The organism is Variovorax sp. P4_B10 (assembly GCF_056402375.1).
On sequence record NZ_JBFUHN010000001.1, the window covers coordinates 133,307 to 148,678 of the forward strand.

Sequence of the window (15,372 nt, forward strand, 5' to 3'; positions counted from 1 at the left end):
GCACCGCGACGACCATGAAATTCATGCCTCACGAAGTGATGCCGCCCGCGGTGCCCGATACGGTGCCGCCGATGCTGGAGCTGGTCAACGTCTGGAAGCGCTTCGGCGATGCGCAGGCGCAGACTGTGGCGGTGTCCGGCGTCAACCTGCGGATCGCGAAGAGCGAGTTCGTCACGCTCGTGGGCCCCTCGGGTTGCGGCAAGTCGACGCTCTTCAACATGATCGCCGGCCTGCTGCCGCCCGACGACGACGGCTCGCTGCTGTTCGGCGGCACGCCGCAGCGCGACGGCCAGCTGCTCGGCAAGGTGTCGTTCATGCCGCAGCGCGACCTGCTGTTTCCGTGGCGCACCGTGCTGGACAACGCCATCCTCGCGCTCGAGGTGGAAGGCGTGCCGCGCAAGGAGGCGCGCGACCGTGCGCGCGCCATGCTGCCGGAGTTCGGTCTCACCGGTTTCGCCGACCATTACCCGCACCAGCTCTCGGGCGGCATGCGCCAGCGCGTGGCGCTGATGCGCACCTTCCTGTTCGAGCGCGACCTGCTGCTGCTCGACGAACCCTTCGGCGCGCTCGATGCGCTCACGCGCAGCCGCATGCAGCACTGGCTGCTCGACATCTGGGCACGCCATCGCCGCACGGTGCTCTTCATCACGCACGACATCGACGAAGCCATCGTGCTCGGCGACAAGGTGCTGGTGATGACGGCGCGCCCCGGCACGGTGAAGAGCGAGACCGCGATCGACCTGCCGCGCCCGCGCGATCCGTCGATCGTGCTGTCGCCCGAGTTCATCGGCTTGAAGCAGCGCCTGCTGGCCGAGATCGAGGAGGAAAGCCGCAAGACCTTCGCACAGGAGGAGCGCGCCTCGTGACCGCCCTGATGCAACGCGTGCTGCGTTCGCCCGTGCTGGCCTTCGTCGGACTGGCGATCGCCTGGGAGATCGCGGTGCACGCCTTCGCACCGTCGCCGCGCTACCTGCCCGCGCTGAGCGCCATTGCGCAGGATGCGTGGTCGGTGTGGCCGCAGCTGGTGCGCGGCTTCGGCCGCACGCTGCTCGAAACGGTGCTGGGCTTCGCCATGGGCGCGGTGTTCGGCTGCCTCTGCGGCACCGTGTTCACCTATTCGCGCTGGATGGAGCGCTCGGTGTTCCCGCTGTTCGTGGTGTCGCAGACGGTGCCGGTGGTGGCCTTCGGCGCGCTCATCGTCATCTGGTTCGGCAACTCGCTGCTCGCCAAGGTGATGACGGCGTTCTTCCTCACCTTCTTTCCCGTGACGGTGAACACGCTGCGCGGGCTGAAGTCGTGCGACCCGCAGCGGATCGCGCTGATGAAGAGCTTCGGTGCCGGCCGGCTCATCATGTTCTTCAAGCTGGCGGTGCCTTCGGCGCTGCCGCAGATCATGGTCGGCCTGCGCGTGGCCATCGGCCTGAGCCTGATCGGCTCGGTGGTGGGCGAGTGGTTCGGCGAGACCGTGGGCCTGGGCGTGATGCTGATGGAGGCGATGAACGGCGACCTGGTGGTGCGCCTGTGGGTCGTGATGTTTGCCTGCGGGCTGATGGGTGCGCTGCTCTACGGGCTGCTCACCTTCGTGGAAAGGAGGCTCGTATGGTGGCGAAGCGAAAGCTGATGGCATCGCCCGTGGTGCCGGTGATCCTGAGCGTCATCGTGCTGCTCGTGGTGTGGGAGGGCGCGATCCTGCTGCTCAGGATTCCGCCTTTCGTGCTGCCGAGCCTGGGCGCGATCGTGCAGCATGCCTTCACCGACACCGGCCGTCTCATGGCCGCGTTGCTGGCCACGCTCGGCGAGGCGCTGGGCGGCTATGCGTTGGGCAGCGTGCTCGGTTTGCTGGTGGCCGTCGTGCTGCTGCTTGCACCGCCGCTCGAGCGCATCGTGATGCCGCTGGCGGTGGCGGTGAATGCGGTGCCGACGGTGGCCTACGCGCCGCTGTTCCTGATCTGGTTCGGACTCGGCGCCGCATCGAAGATCGCGCTGGTGGCGCTGGCCGTGGGCTTCACCATGCTGGTGAACGCGCTGCACGGACTCAAGCAAGCCGACCTGGCAGCCGTCAACCTGATGCGCAGCTTCGGGGCAGGGCCGCTCAAGATCGTGTGGCGTCTGCGCCTGCCGGTGGCCATGCCTTCGGTGGTGACCGCGCTGCGCATCGGCGTGCCGCRCAGCATGATCGTCGCGATCGTGGGCGAAATGCTCGGCGCCTATGCGGGGCTCGGGCGGATGATCTACGAGTCGACGCAGCAGGTCGACCTGCTGAGCGTGTGGTCGGCGGTGCTGCTCGCTTCGGTGGCGAGCATGGTCTTCTATGGCGTGCTGGTGTGGATCGACCAGAAGCTGGTGTGGTGGCGCTGATGACGAAGACGAACCCCGCCGCCTATCCGGCGACCGAAGCCGCGCTGCGCGTGCAGCTCGCTGCCTGCTACCGGCTGGTGGCGCACTTCGGCATGGACGACCTGATCTACAACCACATCTCGGCGCGCGTGCCGGGGCCGGACCATCACTTCCTCATCAACCCCTACGGGCTGCTGTTCTCGGAAGTGACGGCCTCGTCGCTCGTGAAGATCGACCTCGACGGCAACAAGGTGGACGACACTGAGAGCGAGGTCAACCAGGCCGGCTTCGTGATCCATAGCGCAATCCATGCGGGGCGGCCCGATGCACTCTGCGTGCTGCACACCCACTCGGATGCCGGCACCGCGATCGCGGCCATGCCGAACGGCCTCGCGCCGCTGAGCCAGTTCGCGATGCGCTACCAGGGCCACACCGCGTTCCACGACTACGAAGGCGTGGCGCTGGAAACCGGCGAGCGCGAGCGGCTGGTGCGCGACCTCGGTGCGCGCAACACGCTGGTGCTGCGCAACCACGGCATCCTGACCGTGGGCCGCACGATCCCCGAGGCCTTCATCCTCATGTACTACTTCGAGAAGGCCGCCAAGGTGCAACTGCTCGCGCAGGGCGGTCTCGCGCCCGGCGAATCGCTGGTGGTTCCGCAGCCCGAAGTGAGCGCGCTGGCCGCGCGCCAGTTCACCGAATTCGCCGGCGACATCCTGCCGCCCGGCACGCGCGAATGGCCTGCGTTCCTGCGCATGCTGGAGCGCACGCAGCCCGACTACAGGCTCTGACGCCTGCTTTCTTCTTCCTCATCCCCAGAGACGCTTTTTCAACCATGCAACTCGAGAACCTCACATCCTTCATCGGCACCGAAGTCAAAGGCATCGACCTGCGCGAACCGGTGAGCGACGATAACTTCGCGGTGCTGCGCGACACGCTCAACCGGCGCTCGGTGCTGCTGTTTCGCGGCCAGAGCATCAACGAGTCGCAGCATGTGGCCTTCTCGCGCCGCTTCGGCCTGCTGCTGGGCCATGTGCTCACGCAATTCCTGAAGAAAGAGCATCCCGAGGTCTATGTGCTGTCGAACGTGTCGGAAAACGGCAAGCCCATCGGCAACCACAAGGAAGGCTGGAACTGGCACTCCGACCTCTCGTACAAGGCCGAGCCCTCGATGGGCGCGCTGCTCTATGCGCTCGAAGTGCCGCCCGTGGAAGGCGACACCTTCTTCGCCTCGATGCATGCCGCCTACGAGGCGCTGGCCGACGACACGAAGGCGCGCATCCGCCACCTCACGGCCACGCACAGCTACGCCAACTACTACGGCAAGGCCTTTGCCGACCGCAACCCGCTGACGCCCGAGCAGCTCGCGGCCACGCCCGACGTGGTGCACCCGCTGGTGCGTACGCATCCCGAGACGGGGCGGCTCTCGCTCTACGTCGGCGAAGACGTGGTGAAGCAGATCGACGGCCTGCCCGCCGAGGAGAGCACCGCACTGCTGGCCGAGCTGAACGCACACGCGGTCTCGCCCGAGTTCAGCTACCGCCACAAGTGGCTCGCGGGCGACCTGCTGATCTGGGACAACCGCTGCACCATGCACCGGGCCACACCCTACGACGACACTGTGTACCGCCGCGTCATGCACCGCACCACCGTGGCCGGCGATCGGCCGTTCTGACACACCATTGACGGCATCCGCCACGTTTCCCACAACCACAAGAAAGAAGGCAAGCGCATGGAATCCAACAACGAACCCGACATGGCAGAGCCCTCGGCGCTTCTTCGCGGGCGCGAGCGCCAGCGCGGCAAGGGCGCGACGCTGTCCGACGAGCTGAAGGACACGCTCGAGGATTTGATCGTGAGCGGTGTCATGAAGCCCGGCGCACGGCTCGACGAGGCCGAGCTGGCCGAGCGCTTCAAGGTCTCGCGCACGCCGGTGCGCGAGGCGCTCAAGGCACTGGCCGCCACGGGCCTCGTCGACCTGCGCAGCCGCCAGGGCGGTGTGTGCGTGGCGCGCATTTCGCTGCCGATGCTGATCGAGATGTTCCAGATGATGGCGGTGATGGAGGGCCTGTGCGCCAAGTTCGCTGCGCGCCGCGCCACCGAGGCGCAGAAGCTGCGCATGAGCACGCTGCACGACGAGCTCACGCGCATCCTCGCCTCGGGCGATCACTCGCGCTTCTACGACGTGAACCAGGATTTCCACGACGCGCTGTACGAGGCGTCGAACACCCACTACCTGGCCGAGCAGACCCGTGCGCTGCGCAAGCGCGTGCGCGTGTACCGCCGCTACGTCACCTTTCAACCCGGCCGCATGACCGCGACCATCGGCGAGCACGGCGCGATCCTCGACGCGATCCGGCGCAACGACCCGGCCGCTGCGTTCTCTTCCGCCATCGACCACGTGAGCCTGCTCGAGGACGACATCGTCGACCTGATCGCGGCGCTGTCCGAGCAGGACGCCGGCGGGGCGTGAACCCCTTTCCTGACATCCATTTTTCGACCGCATCCCAGGACATCACTCCATGAAACTCGAACTCGAAGGCAAGACCGTTCTCATCACCGGCGCCTCCAAGGGCATCGGCCTTGCGGCCGCCCACGCATTCGCGGCCGAAGGCTGCCACCTTCACCTCGCGGCGCGCGACGGCGTGGCGCTCGCTGCGGCCAAGGCCGAGATCGAGGAAGTCCGTCCGGTGAAAGTCGCCATCCACCCGATGGACCTTGCCGCGCCCGGCGCGATGACCGCGCTGGCCGATGCGGCCGGCCCCGTCGACATCCTCGTGAACAACGCGGGCGACATCCCCGCGGGCCCGATCGAGTCGCTCGACTTCGCGGCGGTGCGCCGCGGCTTCCAGCTCAAGGTGCTGGGCTACATGGAACTGAGCCAGATCTACTACGCGCGCATGAAAGCCGCTGGCGGCGGCGTGATCGTGAACGACATCGGCAACTCCGGCGAGAACTGGGACGCCAACTACATCGCCGGCTCCACCGGCAACGCCGCCGTCATGGCCTTCACGCGCGCGCTCGGCGGCGTGAGCCTGGACGACGGCATTCGCGTCGTGGGCGTGAACCCCGGCCCGGTGGCGACCGACCGCATGGTCAAGCTCATGAAGCGCCGCGCGCTCGACACCCACGGCGACGAAGGCCGCTGGGAGGAGCTGTTCGACAACTACCCCGGCGGCCGCCCGGCCGATCCGGAAGAGGTGGCCGAGCTGATGGTGTTCCTGGCCTCGGCGCGCGCGGCCTACATCACCGGCACCGTGGTGACCATCGACGGCGGCATTGCCGCGCGCGGCTCGATCATCAAGACCAGCAAGAAGGTGGTCGAGGCCGAACAGGCCCGGAGGCTCGCGGCATGAACGCGGCGCTGAACCCCGCGGCTGCCGTGCCGGCCGTCACCAGCGATGCGGAAACCCGCAACCAGTATTTCGACAAGCTGTTCACGAACCCCGACCTGATGTGGCTGGGCCAGAACACCAACCACTTTCCGCTGCACCCGGCCGTGCGCAAGGCGCTGCACGACGCCATCGACGACGAGAGCTTTCATGCTTACGCGCCGCCGCTGGGCATGGAGGCACTGCGCTCGGCCATCGTGGACGACCTGGGCGTGCCGGACCAATCGGCCGTGGTGACCGATGGCGCGGTGTCCGCGCTGGCGCTGGCGTGTCGCGCCTTCTGCGTGGTGGGCAAAGGCTTCGTCACGACCGACCCGGGCTGGAAGTGGCCGCTGCAGTTTGCCGCCAAGGCCGGCTCGGCGATCACCGAGATTCCGATCTACGGGCCCGAGTACGGTTTCAAGCTTTCGGCCGAGGCGCTGGCTGCATCGACTGACGGGAACACCGCGGTCATCTACCTCGTGGACCCGAACAACCCGCTGGGCACCACCTACACCGAAGACGAGATCCGCGCTTTCGCGGACCGCGCGCGCGAAATCGGTGCCGTGTTGATCCACGACTGCACCTACCGCGACTTTGCCGACAGCCACACGCTGGCTTCGCGCTTCTATCCGGAAGGCACGGTGACCATCGTGAGTTTCTCGAAGTGGCTGGGGCTGGCTGGGCTGCGTCTTGGCGCGCTGGTGGCTTCGCCGGAACTGCTCGCGCGCATCCTGCCGCATTCGCAGGCCCCACTGGGCGCCAGCGTGCTGGCGCAGCGCGCGGCCATCGCAGGCCTCGGCGTGAAGGACGAATGGATGGCCGAGGTGATCGCGCAGCAACGTGAGAACCAGCAGATGATCGTCGACGCCTTCGCGAAGCTGCCCGGCTTCGAGGTGCCGGTGTTTCCGTCGCAAGCCAACTTCATCGTGGTCGAGTGCAGCAAGGCGGGCGTGACGCCCGAGGCGCTGGTTACCGCGCTCGGCGAGCACGACATCATGGTGCGGCAGGGCACGTACCACACGCCGCGCTTTGGCCATCGCTTCGTGAAGATCTCGACGACAGTGCCGAAGGCGTGGGCGCAGGCGTTGTGCGACGTGCTTCCGCAGGCGGTCGAGCGTGCACGGAGCCTGCCCGCCACGGTCGCGCTTTTTTGAAAGGCCGACCATGAGTTTCGCCACCACCGCGGACGGCGTCCGCCTGTACTGCGAGACCGCCGGCAGCGGCACGCCCATCGTGTTCGTGCACGAGTTTGGCGGCGACCACCGCAGCTGGGAGCCGCAGATGCGCTACTTCGCGCGGCGCCACCAGTGCGTGACCTTCGGCGCGCGCGGCTATCCGCCGTCGGAGGTGCCGCAGGACATGGAACGCTACTCGCAAGCCATCGCGGCCGACGACATCGCCGCGGTAATGGATGCGCAGAAGCTGGAGCGCGCGCACATCGTCGGCCTGTCGATGGGCGGCTTTGCGACGCTGCACTTCGGCTTGCGTCACGCCGAGCGCGCAGCTTCGCTGGTGATCGCCGGCGCGGGCTATGGCGCCGAGAAGGCGCATGAAGAATACTTCCGCGGCGTTTCGCTCGAAGTGGCGCGGCAGTTCGAAGTGCAGGGCGCCGAGCGTTTTGCGCGCACCTATTCGCTGGGCGCGAGCCGCGTGCAGTTCCAGAACAAGGACCCGCGCGGCTGGCAGGAGTTTGCGACCTGGCTCGGCCAGCACGATGCGGTCGGCGCGGCCAACACCATGCGCGGCGTGCAGGCGCGCCGTCCGTCGATCTACGACCTGGAGGCCGAGCTGCGCGTGATGAGCGCGCCTTCGCTCGTGGTGGTCGGCGACGAGGACGACCACTGCCTGCAGCCCGGCATCTTCCTCAAGAAGACGATTCCGGCCTGCGGCCTGGCCGTGATGCCGAAGACCGGCCACACGCTCAACCTGGAAGAGCCTGCCGCATTCAACGCCTTGCTGGCCGAGTTCTTCGCGCAGGTCGAGGCCGGCCAGTGGAAGCCGCGCGATCCGCGCGCGCTGCCCGGCCAGATCATGAAGACCGACTGATGACCGCGGCAGTCACCGCGCAGCGGCAGCGCATCTGGCGCATCGATGCCGACCGGCTCTGGGACCGGCTCATGACGCTTGCGCGCATCGGTGCCACGCCGGATGGCGGCGTCGATCGGCAGGCGCTCAGCGCGGAAGAGATCGCCTCCTGGCACACGATGATCGACTGGGCGCAGTCCGCAGGCCTGGAGCCTGCGACCGACGCCGCCGGCAATCTCTTCATCGCGCTGCCCGGTATCGACCGCGATGCACCGCCCGTGCTCGCGGGCAGCCACCTCGACAGCCAGCCCGGCGGCGGGCGCTTCGACGGCGTCTACGGCGTCGTGGCCGCGCTCGAAGTGCTGACCACGCTGGCCGCACGCGGCGTGCGCCCGCCGACGGACATCGTCTGCGTGGCATGGATGAACGAAGAGGGTTCGCGCTTCGCGCCCGGCATGATGGGCTCCGAGGCCTTTGCCGGCGTGCGCAGCCTTGCAGAGATTCGTGCGGTGCGCGATGCGCGGGGCACGTCGGTTGCCGAGGCGCTCGATGCGCTGCATGCCGCATTCCCCGCACTGCGGCGCCGGCCGCTCGGCTTTCCGTTGGCGGCCTATGTCGAGGCGCATATCGAGCAGGGGCCGATCCTCGAAGCGCAGGGCCGCGTGATCGGTGTTGTCACCGGCATTCAGGGCAAGAAGACCTTCGATATCGTGATCGAGGGCGAGCGAGGCCATGCCGGCACGCTTGCGATGGCCGAGCGGCGCGACGCACTCGCGGCGTTTGCGCGCATCGCGACGGCGCTCTACGCCGAGATCGGCGGGCACGACGATGTGGTGAAGTTCACCATCGGCCGCCTCCAGGTCGAGCCGAACGCGCCGTCGGTGGTGCCCGAGCGCGTGACGCTGCGCATCGACCTGCGCCATCCCGACAACGCGGTGCTCGCATACCTGGGCCACCGGCTCGTATCGCTGTGCGAGGTCCATGCCGCGCCCTGCGGCGCGGCCGTGACGCCGTTGGTCGATGCGCCTTCCAACGGCTTCGACACCGCGCTGCAGCAAGCCATCGCCGACGCCGCCGAGCACATCGGCGAGTCGCACATGCGCATTCTTTCCGCGGCCGGCCACGACGCGCGCCACATGGCGCCGCTGTGCCCGAGCGCGATGATCTTCATTCCCTGCCGCGACGGCGTGAGCCATGCTGAACACGAGTGGGCCGAGCCCGCCCACGTGGCGGCCGGCGCGAACGTGCTGCTGCGCGTGTTGCTGCCCTATGCACGCGTCGGGGAGGGCAACGCACCATGAGCGAAGCGGTCACCGACATGGCGGATCTGCCGATGCAGCATCCGCATGCACCGGCAAGCGCCGCGCAGGCGCGGGCCCGCTTCTTCAACTCGGGCAATGCCTTCGACGTGAAGCTGCCCGAAGTGTCCGCGCGGCTTTTCATGCCGCCGCAGGACGGGAACTTCGGTGTGTTCGACTGCGACCAGGCCGATGCCCTGGGCTGCGACTTTGCGGCGACCACGCCGCTGATGCTCGCGCGCTATGTGCGCATTCCCGCCGCCGACGCGCCGCTCACCCTGGACGTGCGTGCGACCGGTTCGGTCTGGTACGTGATCTCCGGCAGCGGCCGTCTCGACGGTGCGACCGATGGCTTTGCGTTCGGCACGGGCGATGTCTTCCTGTTGCCCGGTGCGCCGGGCTACCGGCTCGAAGCCGGTCCGGCGGGTGCGTTGCTGTGGACCGTCGGCAACGAGCCGCAGCTGGCCTTCGACCGCGCGCAGCCGGCTCCCGTGACCGATGCGCCGATCGATGCCGTGCACTATCCGGCCGAGGAGATCGAGCGCCAGTTCGCGCTGATTTTCTCGACCGGCACGCGCCACGAAACATCGGGCCGCGCGCTGATCTTTTCATCCGACCGGCAGGCCGCCGCGCGCAACCTCACGCCCACCCTGACACTGAGCTTCAACACGCTGATGCCCAACAGCCATCAGCGAACGCATCGCCACAACTCGGCCGCAGTGACGCTGGTGGTGCAGGGCGAGGCTTGCCATTCGATGGTCGGCGGTGCGCATTGCCCGTGGGAGCCCTGGGCGACGCTGGTGACGCCTCCGGGTGCGCCGCATTCGCACCACAACGCGGGCCAGGATGGCGCGCGCTTCCTGATCGTGCAGGACGGCGGGCTGCACTGTCACGCGCGGACGATGGGGTTCGAATTTCTGGAGGCCGTGGAATAGACGGGGAACGACTTCGGCAGTGAAGTCGAACGTTCACGCTCGTTTCTTGGGACTGTCACTTGAGAGCGCCACCATGCGCGCATGGCTGGCCAACTTATCTCCATCGCCCTGACCGTCGACCAACACGACGCCGGGGACTATTTCTGGGTGCTGCTGGAATCCTTCGACAACTCGATGGAGTTCGAGCCGCTGATGGAGGCCGCCACCGGCTTCGCCACGTATGGCGATGCCCTGCAGGCTGGCTACGTCGTGCTGAAGGGGCTGTCGGACGATCTGAACGCGGGGCCTCGGGAGGAGGGCGACGATTCAGACGTGATGGCGATGGACGACGTGGGGGATGCCGACTGACAAGCCGTTCGCGGCGCATGCACACGGCTATACAAGCGGCGCCGACCTGGTGCTCCATTCCTGGATGAACTGGTGAGCTCGGCACTTCACTCGCTCGAGCGCAGCTTCCCGCGTCGACTGCTGGGCGATCACCAGGACGCATCGCTGTACGTGGCCTTCCCGTAACTCTGCCTTGCCGACATAGGCGCCCTCCGGCGTCCGCTGGAGTTCGACCCGGCAACGCCAGCCCTCCGGAAGATCGAGATCTGTCAGGGAAGCGGTCATGGCCTCACAAGCATAGGCGGCGCACGATGAATTCCCATGGGGAGACTACCCTCCCTCATTGAGGGGCTTCAACCAGTCCATGTGCGGGCACGTTTTCCATACTCGAAGATTGCTGTATATTTGTACAGTGTTTTGTGGCTTTTTATCTTCGACGGACCATGAACCAATCCGAACTTTTCTTTCCCCGGCAGGCACCTGAGGCACTGACTGCCATCGCTTCGCACGAGACGTCGGAAGACGACACGCCCTTCCACTTCGAAGATGTCGAGCCCGAGCACCGGGTCGCCTACAGCGTGAGGCTCGCGGACTGTCCGTACCCGACGGCCGACGCCGTCAAGGTCTCGGAGCAGCGCTTCCGGCGCGAACTCGATCGGCAACTGGGCGACGAGGCCGTGCCGGCGCTGCGTGCATTCCAGAATGCGAGCGAGTCGGGCGAAAGCGACCTCACCAAGGCCGAGATCGCGCTGGCCAAGCGCTGGGCGAAGGCCTACGACGCGGCCAGGACCGCGGGCTTCCGCGACCTTGGCGACATCGACGAGGCATTCTTCGAGGTACGGCCGGTTTGACCGCACCGACCTGGCCGCTTCGCTCAAGCTTTGCGCTGCCGCCGTACATCGCGCATCCGCTCGAGTTCGGCCATGCCCTCGTCGGTGATGCAGATCACGATGGCGGTCTGGGTCGGGACGTACTTGCCATTCGAGCTGGGTGGCGGGGTGAACTCCGCCTCGATCAGTCCAGTGGCTTTCAGCACGGAAACGTGCATGATTTCTTCCGGGCGGGAAACCTTGAGCGGAAGTTCGGCGAACGCGAGTCTCATCAAGAAAAGCAGCGGCATTTTTAGCTCCCGAGTCCCGGCCTTGTCGATCCCAAGGCCTCGCCGGCAAGCCTCTTGTTGCTCATTGCGATATCTATGCCAGCAACTAACTTCTAGCCCGCGCCAAAGAGATCTCCGGTGGGACCGGAGCCTGAGAAAATCGTCAGGAGTGTCCTACTCGGTGCGCGATCTCAGCCCTGGATACCACCTGGACGATAGATGCGGCCGCCCGTTTTGCATCAGCTTCCGCTGCCGGGCGAGTTGCATGAGGTGATCTTCGAATCCGGCTTGTGAATTGATCCCGGGCTCGCTGCTCACTGCGCCACGCGGATGTTGGCGTCCTTGATGATCTTCGCGTAGATGGCGGCATCCGCGCGCACCACTTTCTGGAATTCTTCCGGCTTGCCGCCGGCCACCTGCAGGCCGAGCGCCTCGATCTTGGCGCTGACCTCGGGCAGGTGCACGATGCGGTTGATCTCCTCCGACAGCTTTTGCACCACGGGCGCCGGCGTCGCGGCGGGCAGGAACACGCCGAACCAGCCGTACGGATCGAACGAGTGGTAGCCCAGCTCGGCGAAGGTGGGCACGTCGGGCAGGCCGGGCATGCGCTGTGTGCCGGTCACGGCCAGCGGGCGCATCGACTTGAGATACGGCCGCGCGCTGGCACTGTCGATGAAGGCCGAGGCGAGCTGGCCGCCCACCAGGTTGGTGACCAGCGGCGCCGCGCCCTGGAACGGCACGTGCACCAGGTCGATGCCGGCCTGCATGTTCAGGAGCGCGCCCTGGATGTGCGACGAGGTGCCGGCGCCGTAGCTGCCGAAGTTGTACTTGCCGGGGCTTGCCTTCACCATCGCGATGAAGCTCTTCAAGTCTTTCGCGGGCGAGTCCAGCGGCACGGCCAGCATGCTCGGGCTGCGCGCGATCATGGTGACGGGCGCGAGATCCTTCAGCGGATCGTAGGGCAGCTTCTCCATGAGCATCGGCTGCTGGATCAGCGCGGTGATGGCAATGAGCACGGTGTGGCCGTCGGGTGGCGCCTTCGCGACGAAGCTGTTGCCGATGGTGCCGCCGGCGCCGGGCCGGTTTTCCACCATCGCCGGCTGCCCCCAGGCTTCCTGCAGCTTCTGTCCGATGGTGCGCGCCAGCGTATCGGTCGCGCCGCCGGCGGGGTAGGGCACGATCAGCTTCAATGGTTGTGCCGGATAGGCCGTTTGCGCCAGGGCCGGCGCCGCCAGCAGCGCGGCCAGGCCGGCCGCAATGCAGAGTCTTCGCATCTTCGATGTCTTCATGGTGTTGTCTCCTCGGGTGGATCGGAAAAAACTCAGCGCATCGCTTCGCGCACAAGGCTGCGCGCAATGACGATCTGCTGGATCTGCGTGGTGCCTTCGTACAGACGGACCAGGCGCACGTCGCGGTCGAAGCGGTTGGCGGCGTCGAGCAGGGCTTCCAGGGTTTGCGGCCCGCGGATCATGTCGGCTTCCTCAGAGAGCGTCGCCAGTGCCGAGAATCGCGGTGGCCTGGCTGGACAACATGCCGCCGTTGCCGTGTGCGATGGCGGTGTGTGCGTTCTTCACCTGGCGCTCGCCGCATTCGCCGCGCAGCTGCCGCACGGCCTCGATCAGCGCGAAGATGCCGTACATGCCGGGATGCACGCACGAGAGTCCGCCGCCGTTGGTATTGACCGGCAGCTTGCCGCCCGGCGCGATGGCGCCATCGGCGACGAAACGGCCCGCTTCGCCCTTGGGGCAGAAGCCCAGGTCTTCCAGGAAGAGCAGCGTGTTGATGGTGAAGGCGTCGTACAGCTGCACGACGTCGATGTCCCGCGGCGCGAGTCCCGCCATGGCGAAAGCCTCGCGGCCCGACTGGCTGGCCGCCGTGACGGTGAGGTCCGCCATCGACGATATCTGCCGGTTCCACACCGCCGTGGCATTGCCCAGCACGTAGACCGGCTTCTTCGGCAGGTCCCTCGCGCGCTCGGCGCTCACCAGCACGCAGGCGCCGCCGCCGTCGGTGACCAGGCAGCAGTCGCGCACGGTCAGCGGGTCCGACACCATGCGGGCGGCCAGCACCTCCGCGCGCGTGAGCGGCTCGCGCATGAAGGCCTCCGGGTTGAGCCGGGCCCACGCGCGTGCCGCCACCGCCACGTCGGCCAGCTGCTCGCGCGTGGTGCCGAATTCGTGCATGTGGCGCGAGGTGGCCAGCGCGTAGGCCGACACCGGCAGCATCGGTTCGTAGGGGTGCTCGTAGGGCTGCGGGTCGAGGAAGCGGCGCGCCGCCACGATCTCGCGCCGGCCGAAGGCTGCGCTGCGCTGCGCGCTGCCGTAGCAGACCAGCACCGCGCTGCACTGGCCAGCGCGGATCGCCTGCATCGCGGGCAGCAGGTGCGCGATGAAGCTGCTGCCGCCCAGCATCGTGCCGTCGATGTAGCGCGGGTTGAGGCCGAGATACTCGACCACCGGCAGCGCCCACATCGCGGCCGAAGCGCTCGCGGTGCACAGACCGTCGATGTCGCCCATCGCGAGGCCCGCATCGGCCACGGCCGCACGCGCCGAGCGCGCCAGCAGTTCCATGTCGGTGAAGCCGGGCGTCTCGCCGCAGCCGAAGGTGGCGACGCCGGCAATCGCCGCGTTGCCGCGCAGGGCCTTCAGTCCGGCGCTCATTGGTGCCCTTCGATGGCGTCGAACAGCACCAGGCCACGGCCGTCCTTCACCTGCACCCGTGCCTTGACACGCTGGCCGATGCGCACCACCTCGGGCGCAAGGTTGTCCACGCGGCTCATGAGCCGCACGCCTTCGTCGAGATCGACCAGGCTGACGTTGAGGTCGCCGCCATCCGCCGGCCTGCGCCGCACGGTCGTCACGGCATGCACGGTGCCGAGCCCGCTGGGCGCCTTCCATTCCAGCGCCGTGCTGCCGCAGTGCGGGCAGCTCTCGCGCGGGTAGTACACGTGGCGGCTGCAATCGCCGCAGCGCTGCACGAGAAAGCGGCCGCCATCCAGTTCGCCCTGGTGGAAGGCCTGCACGCCTTGCGGTTCGGTCATGGTGTTCCCTTGTGCCGGGGTTTTCATTTCAGACCGGATCCCAGCTGAACACGTCGGCCGAACGCGCCAGGTCGTAGAAGCTCGCCTTCAGCGCGGGCAGCGCATGGCTGGCCACGGTCTGCGGGCTCCAGCCTTCGCTGCGGTGCACCGAGCGCACGGGCCGCGGCTGGCTCATGAGGAAGATCTCGTTGTTGCGAACGGCGAAGATCTGGCCGTTGACGTCCTTCGCAGCATCGCTGGCCAGGCAGACGGCCAGCGGCGCGATCTTGGCGGGCGTCATCTGCTTCAGCCGATCGACGCGCGCCTGCTCCTCGGGCGTCTCGGTCGGGATGGAGCCGATCATCCGGCTCCATGCAAAGGGCGAGATGCAGTTGGAGCGCACGTTGAACTTCTGCATGTCGAGCGCGATGGACTTCGACAGCGCCGCGATGCCGAGCTTGGCCGCGCTGTAGTTGGCCTGGCCCAGGTTGCCGACCAGCCCGGAGGTGGAGGTCATGTGCACGAAGCAGCCGCTTTCCTGCTCCTTGAAGTGCGTGGCGGCGGCGCGGCTCACGTGGAAGCTGCCGTACAGGTGCACCTTGATCACCGCGTCCCACTCTTCGGCGCTCATCTTGTGGAAGAAGCGGTCGCGCAGGATGCCAGCGTTGTTGACGACGACGTCGATGCGGCCGAAGGCCTCCACCGCCGTGCCGACGATGCGCGCCGCGGCGGCCTGCTCCGACACGCTGTCGGCATTGGCCACCGCCTGGCCGCCGAAGGCCTTGATCTCGTCGACCACGGCCTGCGCGGGGCCTTCGCTCTTGCCTTCGCCGGCCACCGAGGCACCGATGTCGTTGACCACGACCCGGGCCCCTTCGCGCGCCATTGCCAGCGCGATGTCGCGGCCGATGCCGCCGCCGGYGCCGGTGACGACGACGACCTTGTTCTCCATCATCCT

The 15,372-nt window shown here is 67.4% G+C and carries 19 protein-coding genes; 13 read left to right on the forward strand and 6 right to left on the reverse strand.

Annotated features, from left to right (window positions below):
• The first annotated feature begins 14 nt into the window (after window positions 1-14).
• From AC1DXX_RS00650 to AC1DXX_RS00710, 13 genes are all read left to right on the forward strand, one after another.
• Complete coding sequence (locus AC1DXX_RS00650) at window positions 15-866, forward strand: ABC transporter ATP-binding protein (protein WP_478132228.1); 852 nt, start codon at window positions 15-17, stop codon at window positions 864-866.
• Entirely contained in the window at window positions 863-1,621 is a 759-nt protein-coding gene (locus AC1DXX_RS00655) for an ABC transporter permease (RefSeq protein WP_478132229.1), read from the forward strand. The genes AC1DXX_RS00650 and AC1DXX_RS00655 overlap by 4 nt, the downstream gene beginning before the upstream one ends.
• A complete protein-coding gene (locus tag AC1DXX_RS00660) occupies window positions 1,600-2,358 on the forward strand; it encodes an ABC transporter permease (protein ID WP_478132230.1) in 759 nt (252 codons plus the stop codon). Before AC1DXX_RS00655 ends, AC1DXX_RS00660 begins: the two co-directional genes overlap by 22 nt.
• Window positions 2,358-3,128 (forward strand): class II aldolase/adducin family protein, encoded by a 771-nt coding sequence (locus AC1DXX_RS00665; protein ID WP_478132231.1) that lies wholly within the window; start codon window positions 2,358-2,360, stop codon window positions 3,126-3,128. The genes AC1DXX_RS00660 and AC1DXX_RS00665 overlap by 1 nt, the downstream gene beginning before the upstream one ends.
• Window positions 3,129-3,172: 44 nt before the next feature.
• The gene (locus tag AC1DXX_RS00670) at window positions 3,173-4,012 is read left to right on the forward strand and encodes a TauD/TfdA dioxygenase family protein (protein WP_478132232.1); all 840 of its coding nucleotides are present in this window, start codon (window positions 3,173-3,175) and stop codon (window positions 4,010-4,012) included.
• A gap of 57 nt (window positions 4,013-4,069) precedes the next feature.
• Entirely contained in the window at window positions 4,070-4,810 is a 741-nt protein-coding gene (locus tag AC1DXX_RS00675) for a GntR family transcriptional regulator (RefSeq protein ID WP_478132233.1), read from the forward strand.
• A 49-nt stretch (window positions 4,811-4,859) separates the two neighbouring features.
• Window positions 4,860-5,693 (forward strand): SDR family oxidoreductase, encoded by an 834-nt coding sequence (locus AC1DXX_RS00680; protein WP_478132234.1) that lies wholly within the window; start codon window positions 4,860-4,862, stop codon window positions 5,691-5,693.
• Window positions 5,690-6,865, forward strand: a complete 1,176-nt coding sequence (locus tag AC1DXX_RS00685; protein WP_478132235.1) for a pyridoxal phosphate-dependent aminotransferase — start codon at window positions 5,690-5,692, stop codon at window positions 6,863-6,865. The genes AC1DXX_RS00680 and AC1DXX_RS00685 overlap by 4 nt, the downstream gene beginning before the upstream one ends.
• A gap of 10 nt (window positions 6,866-6,875) precedes the next feature.
• The gene (locus tag AC1DXX_RS00690) at window positions 6,876-7,757 is read left to right on the forward strand and encodes an alpha/beta fold hydrolase (protein ID WP_478132236.1); all 882 of its coding nucleotides are present in this window, start codon (window positions 6,876-6,878) and stop codon (window positions 7,755-7,757) included.
• A complete protein-coding gene (locus tag AC1DXX_RS00695; protein WP_478132237.1) occupies window positions 7,757-9,037 on the forward strand; it encodes a Zn-dependent hydrolase in 1,281 nt (426 codons plus the stop codon). The genes AC1DXX_RS00690 and AC1DXX_RS00695 overlap by 1 nt, the downstream gene beginning before the upstream one ends.
• Window positions 9,034-9,969 (forward strand): cupin domain-containing protein, encoded by a 936-nt coding sequence (locus AC1DXX_RS00700; protein WP_478132238.1) that lies wholly within the window; start codon window positions 9,034-9,036, stop codon window positions 9,967-9,969. Before AC1DXX_RS00695 ends, AC1DXX_RS00700 begins: the two co-directional genes overlap by 4 nt.
• Window positions 9,970-10,050: 81 nt before the next feature.
• Window positions 10,051-10,317: a hypothetical protein gene (locus AC1DXX_RS00705; RefSeq protein WP_478132239.1), complete on the forward strand. Its 267-nt coding sequence runs from the start codon at window positions 10,051-10,053 to the stop codon at window positions 10,315-10,317.
• Window positions 10,318-10,739: 422 nt separating this feature from the next.
• Window positions 10,740-11,147 carry a hypothetical protein gene (locus AC1DXX_RS00710; protein ID WP_478132240.1) on the forward strand — a complete coding sequence of 136 codons (408 nt, stop codon included), beginning with the start codon at window positions 10,740-10,742 and terminating at the stop codon, window positions 11,145-11,147.
• Window positions 11,148-11,170: 23 nt separating this feature from the next.
• Here the strand turns inward: AC1DXX_RS00710 and AC1DXX_RS00715 are convergent, their stop codons facing one another.
• The 6 genes from AC1DXX_RS00715 to AC1DXX_RS00740 form a co-directional block, all read right to left on the reverse strand.
• On the reverse strand, window positions 11,171-11,416 hold the full coding sequence (locus AC1DXX_RS00715; protein WP_478132241.1) for a hypothetical protein: 246 nt from the start codon (window positions 11,414-11,416) through the stop codon (window positions 11,171-11,173).
• A gap of 293 nt (window positions 11,417-11,709) precedes the next feature.
• Window positions 11,710-12,684 carry a Bug family tripartite tricarboxylate transporter substrate binding protein gene (locus AC1DXX_RS00720; RefSeq protein ID WP_478132242.1) on the reverse strand — a complete coding sequence of 325 codons (975 nt, stop codon included), beginning with the start codon at window positions 12,682-12,684 and terminating at the stop codon, window positions 11,710-11,712.
• 32 nt (window positions 12,685-12,716) lie between these two features.
• Window positions 12,717-12,866 carry a hypothetical protein gene (locus tag AC1DXX_RS00725; RefSeq protein WP_478132326.1) on the reverse strand — a complete coding sequence of 50 codons (150 nt, stop codon included), beginning with the start codon at window positions 12,864-12,866 and terminating at the stop codon, window positions 12,717-12,719.
• A gap of 10 nt (window positions 12,867-12,876) precedes the next feature.
• Window positions 12,877-14,055, reverse strand: a complete 1,179-nt coding sequence (locus AC1DXX_RS00730) for a thiolase (protein ID WP_478132243.1) — start codon at window positions 14,053-14,055, stop codon at window positions 12,877-12,879.
• Window positions 14,052-14,435: a Zn-ribbon domain-containing OB-fold protein gene (locus AC1DXX_RS00735; RefSeq protein ID WP_478132244.1), complete on the reverse strand. Its 384-nt coding sequence runs from the start codon at window positions 14,433-14,435 to the stop codon at window positions 14,052-14,054. The genes AC1DXX_RS00730 and AC1DXX_RS00735 overlap by 4 nt, the downstream gene beginning before the upstream one ends.
• Window positions 14,436-14,463: 28 nt before the next feature.
• The gene (locus AC1DXX_RS00740) at window positions 14,464-15,369 is read right to left on the reverse strand and encodes an SDR family NAD(P)-dependent oxidoreductase (RefSeq protein WP_478132323.1); all 906 of its coding nucleotides are present in this window, start codon (window positions 15,367-15,369) and stop codon (window positions 14,464-14,466) included.
• Between the last annotated feature and the right edge of the window lie 3 nt (window positions 15,370-15,372).